This is a genomic window from Phocaeicola sp. (assembly GCF_057861905.1).
This window is the reverse complement of sequence record NZ_DBMACV010000115.1, coordinates 1-5,351: the sequence shown is the minus strand read 5'-3', so window position 1 is coordinate 5,351 and position 5,351 is coordinate 1. Positions and strand designations below refer to the sequence as shown.

The following is a 5,351-nucleotide window of genomic DNA, read 5'->3' as shown; positions in this document are numbered from 1 at the left end:
AGAAGAATACAACATGTCTAATGAACCGCCGTGTACCGAACGGTACGCACGGTGGTGTGAGAGGTCGAAACGGGAAATAATCCCGTTTCTCCTACTCGATTATCTTCTTTTATGATTCTTTTCCCGATGTCTTTCCGAAGTTCTGAAGTCGACAGCCTGCAAAGCTCTTATTGAACGGCTTGCAGTTTGTCCATGTTGCTACGTGCTACCGAAACATATTCCTTAATCATCGGATTGTTTTTGAACGATTCGGGAGCATTGTTTACTATTTCTTCCATGACAGGAGTGAGTACCGGATAAGGAAATCCGTTGCATAGCATCAGAAATACGCCTGTTCCCAATACATTGTCATAATTTTCTTCGATAAAGGTCTTGGCAAGTTCGTCCATGTCGTGCCCCAGTGCAGTACGTTGTTTATCCATTTCTTCCTGGATAAATTTGGGGTCCTTGCCGTCCATAATCATGCGGCTTTCCATTCTTTCAACTTCGTAAGCCCGGTCTTCCAGAGAAGTTTTCTTTACGATGAATTCGTTGAAACTGTCATTCAGGGGAGTTCCCTTTATCGAAAAGCCGGCCTTGTCGATATTGATGTTGATATTACCTTCTTCTATCACAACCGGCATAATACAGTCATCATCCATATACAGCGAGGCAATGACCGTAGAATCTACTTTCCCTTTCATCTTGAAAATTCCGTGTATCACTTCCGCCGAGTCGATATTTACCAGCTTGTCGCCGGAAGGCACCTTTATGAAAAGCATTTTTCCGTCCAGTTTCGATACAGAAGAAATACCCTCTATATTATATTTCTTTCCGCATGAAGCGCAAATGATGGCACAAAAGAGAAAAAAATAAAATCTATACATGCAATAAGCCTTTAGAAAATTCTTGGGCAAAGGTATAATGTTTAGAAATGTCGTGAAAATAAATTATCAAAAATTAAACTAAATAGAGGATTATTACTGAATTAAGATATGCTAAACGTATTTTTCGCTATCTTTGCTAACTATTGCGGATAAAGGGAAAATATTCAATTATCATTTAAATATCATAACAATGAAAAAACTCAAAGTATTAGCATTTGCACTGATTTGTGCAGCCTTTTCACCGGTGAAAGCCGACGAAGGAATGTGGCTCCTTCAGTTGATGAAGGAACAGAACCTTGCCGACCGTATGAAAGCACAAGGTCTGAAAATGGATATTGCCGATATTTACAGTCCGAACAGCGTGACACTGAAAGACGCTGTGGGTATTTTCGGACGTGGATGTACGGGTGAAATCATATCTCCGGACGGATTGATCCTGACAAATCACCATTGTGGTTACGATGCTATTCAGCAGCATAGCTCGGTTGAGCATGACTATCTGACCGATGGTTTCTGGGCAAAAAACCGTGCTGAGGAACTTCCTACTCCGGGATTGACTTTTAAGTTTGTAGAACGAATCGTGGATGTAACCGATAAGGTAAATCAAGATATTAAAGACGGAAAGGTTACCGAAATCAATTCTTTCGGTGCTGAATATCTGAATGAACTGGCATCTGAAGAGTTGAAGAAGAGTGACTTGAAGGATAAACCGGGTATTTCTACCGAAGCACTTCCGTTCTACGAAGGAAACAAGTTCTATCTGTTCTTTATCAAGACATACAGCGACGTGCGTATGGTTGCCGCTCCTCCTTCGTCAATTGGTAAGTTCGGTGGTGAAACCGACAACTGGATGTGGCCGCGTCATACGGGCGACTTCTCTATGTTCCGTATTTATGCTGATAAAGATGGTAATCCGGCAGAATATAGTGCAGAGAATGTGCCTCTGAAGGTGAAGAAGCATCTGGCTATTTCGTTGAAGGGCTTGCAGGAAGGCGACTATGCCATGATTATGGGATTCCCGGGAAGTACAAGTCGTTACCTGACGGAGAGCGAAGTAAGAATGCGTATGGAAGGTACGAATACTCCTCGTATTCAAGTACGTGAGGCTCGTCAGAACGTGTTGCGTAAGGAAATGGCTGCCAGCGATAAGGTACGTATCCAGTATGCAAGTAAGTTCGCTTCTTCCAGCAACTACTGGAAAAACTCTATCGGTATGAACAAGGCAATTATCGACAATAAGGTGCTCGAGGCAAAGGCTGAACAGGAAGCTAAGTTTGCTCAGTTTGCTAAAGAACAGAACAATGCCGACTATGCCAAGGTGGTAAGCCAGATTGACGAGTATGTTCAGAAGGCTACTCCGATAACCAAACAGATGGTTTACTTCAGCGAAACATTCAGAAGCGGTATCGAGTTTGGTGCAACTTACATGTTGTTCAACGACTTGAAGACGGCGCTGGAGAAAGGCAAAAAGAAAGATGTTGAAAAGGCTATCAGCAACCTGAAGGAAGCGTATGCCGATGTTCACAATAAGGATTACGACCACGAAGTAGACCGCAAGGTTGCCAAGGTGCTGATTCCGCTGTACGCCAAGAGTGTTCCGGCTGATGCACTGCCTGCATTCTATCAGACTATCCAGACAAAGTTCAAAGGTGATTATAATGCTTATATCGATGCTTTGTACGATAATAGTATCTTCTCTAACGAAAAGAACTTCAATGCGTTCATCAGCAACCCTACGGTAAAGGCTATCGACAATGACCTGGCTATCCAGTATTCGTCAAGCAAGAACGACATGGCGCAGAAGTTGAGAGAAAAATACAGTGCTGTAAGCGGTGATATCGACTTGCTGCACAAGACTTATGTGCGTGGTTTGTGCGAAATGTATGCTCCGACTCCGAAAGCTCCGGATGCTAACTTTACTATCCGTCTGACTTACGGTAACGTAAAATCGTACGATCCGAAGGATGGCATTCACTACAAATATTATACAACCCTGAAGGGAGTAATGGAAAAGGAAGACCCGAACAATCCGGAATTTGTTGTTCCTGCTAAACTGAAAGAGTTGTATGCTACGAAGAACTTCGGCCGCTATGCATTGCCTAACGGTGAAATGCCGACTTGCTTCCTGACTACCAACGATATTACTGGCGGTAACTCAGGTTCTCCGGTACTGAATGGCAACGGCGAACTGATCGGTGCTGCTTTCGACGGAAACTGGGAATCACTTTCGGGTGACATCAATTTCGACAACAACCTCCAGCGTTGTATTGCCGTAGATATTCGTTATGTATTATTCATCGTCGAGAAACTGGGTGGCTGCAAGAACCTGATCGACGAAATGACTATCGTTGAATAATGAAGAAAACCTTATTATTTTCCATGCTTGCCGCATGCTCTCTCGCCGGATATGCCGACGAGGGCATGTGGATGCTGACCGACCTGAAGAAACAGAATGCTGCTGTCATGCAGGATCTGGGTCTGGATATCAGCATCGACAAGGTGTATTGTCCCGACAGTATCAGCCTGAAGGATGCTGTTGTGCATTTCGGTGGCGGATGTACCGGAGAAGTTGTTTCTTCCGAAGGACTGGTGCTGACCAATCATCACTGCGGATATCAGTATATCCAGCAGCACAGCTCGGTGGAACACGATTATCTGACCGATGGTTTCTGGGCAATGAGCCGTGCGGAAGAACTTCCTTGTGAGGGACTGACCATTACGTTTATCGACCGTATCCTCGATGTGACAGATTATGTGCAGTAACAGTTGAAAAAGGATGATGATCCGGAAGGACTGAATTACCTTTCTCCTTCGTACTTGTCGACCGTTGCAGCGCGTTTTGCCAAGAAAGAAAATATCAAGACGGACGATTTTACCGTTCTCGAACTGAAGCCGTTCTACGGAGCCAACAAGTATTACCTGTTTGTCAAGACGGTGTATAAGGATATTCGTATGGTGGGTGCTCCTCCTTCTTCTATCGGAAAGTTTGGAGCCGATACGGATAACTGGATGTGGCCGCGTCATTGTGGTGATTTTTCTATCTTCCGCATTTATGCGTCGAAGGATGGAAAGCCTGCCAACTATGCAGCCGATAATGTTCCACTGAAGGTTAAGAAACATCTTACTATCAACATGGGTGGCATTAAGGAAGGCGATTTTACTTTCGTAATGGGATTTCCCGGACGTAACTGGCGTTACATGATCAGTGATGAAGTGGAGGAACGTATGCAGACTACCAACTTTATGCGTGATACCGTGCGCGGAGTCCGTCTGCGAGTGCTGGGTGAAGAAATGGCAAAAGATGCCAAAACACGTATCCAGTATGCAGCCAAGTATGCTTCTTCTGCCAATTACTGGAAGAATGCTATCGGCATGAACGAAGGACTTGTGTCGCTGAAAGTGCTCGACCGTAAGAAAGATGAACAGAAACGTCTGCTGGCTTTCGGCGAGGAAACAGGTAATGACAGCTATCGTCAGGCATACGAAACGATCAAGCAGATTGTGGCCAAGCGTCACGATGCGGTATATCATCAGCAGGCTATCTATGAAGCGTTGATGCTGGGTACGGAGTTTTCGAAGATTCCTGACACGGATAAGTTGCTTGCTTCGCTGGAAAAAAATGATAAAAAAGGTATAAAAGCGGCTGTTGCTGCTTTGGACGAGCAAGGAAAGAAGTTCTTTAATAAAGATTACAGTACGGCAGTCGACCGCAAGGTTTCCAAACAATTGATTGCACTGTATGCACAGTTGATTCCTGCCGGACAGCGTATCAGCATCTTCAAGCTGATAGATGACAAATTCGGTGGCAATACCGATGCTTTTGTCGACGCTTGCTTTGACAAGTCAATCTTCCGTAGTCCTGAGGCTCTGGCTGCTTTCCTGAAAAATCCTAATGCCGAAAAACTGAAAAACGACCCGATGGTGCAATATGCCAAGTCGGTGAAGGAAGGTTACAAGGCTATGGATGAGGCCATGAAAGCAGAAACGAATGCATATAACCGTGCTCACAAGACATGGGTTGCCGGTATGTTGGCTCTGAAACAGAAGGAAGGTAAGGCCATTTATCCGGATGCAAACTCTACCTTGCGACTGACCTACGGAAAGATTGGTTCGTATGAGCCTGCCGACGGCAAGGAGTATTTGTATTATACTACCTTGAAGGGAGTTATGGAAAAAGAAGATCCGGACAATCCGGAGTTTGTAGTTTCTCCCAAATTGAAGGAATTGTATGAAAAGAAGGACTTCGGACCGTATGCCATGCCCGACGGACGGATGCCTGTATGCTTTGTCACAGCAACCGATAACACGGGAGGTAATTCAGGTTCTCCAGTCTTCAACGCAAAAGGTGAACTGATAGGTGTCGGCTTCGACCGCAACTATGAAGGTACCTGAGTTCGGGATAAGTTTAGAATAAGGCCAGTTGTTTTGAGTCCTCAATATAGTATCCTTGCAATGCATCCGGTTTGTTTTCAAAGAAACAATAAG

Annotated in this window: 2 protein-coding genes and 1 pseudogene; 2 read left to right on the top strand and 1 reads right to left on the bottom strand. The window is 44.6% G+C overall.

What is annotated here, in order from left to right; translation table 11 throughout:
• Nucleotides 1-167: 167 nt before the first annotated feature.
• Nucleotides 168-866, bottom strand: coding sequence for a DUF4369 domain-containing protein (locus ACZM60_RS14285; protein WP_021970793.1), 699 nt, complete (start codon nt 864-866; stop codon nt 168-170).
• A 190-nt stretch (nt 867-1,056) separates the two neighbouring features.
• On the opposite strand from ACZM60_RS14285, the gene ACZM60_RS14280 reads away from it, so the two are divergent.
• Together ACZM60_RS14280 and ACZM60_RS14275 are read left to right on the top strand one after the other, a co-directional pair.
• Nucleotides 1,057-3,222 carry a S46 family peptidase gene (locus ACZM60_RS14280; RefSeq protein ID WP_489521824.1) on the top strand — a complete coding sequence of 722 codons (2,166 nt, stop codon included), beginning with the start codon at nt 1,057-1,059 and terminating at the stop codon, nt 3,220-3,222.
• Nucleotides 3,222-5,252: pseudogene (locus ACZM60_RS14275) on the top strand (S46 family peptidase); the annotation flags it as partial. The gene ACZM60_RS14280 and the pseudogene ACZM60_RS14275, both read left to right, overlap by 1 nt.
• Nucleotides 5,253-5,351 lie beyond the last annotated feature (99 nt).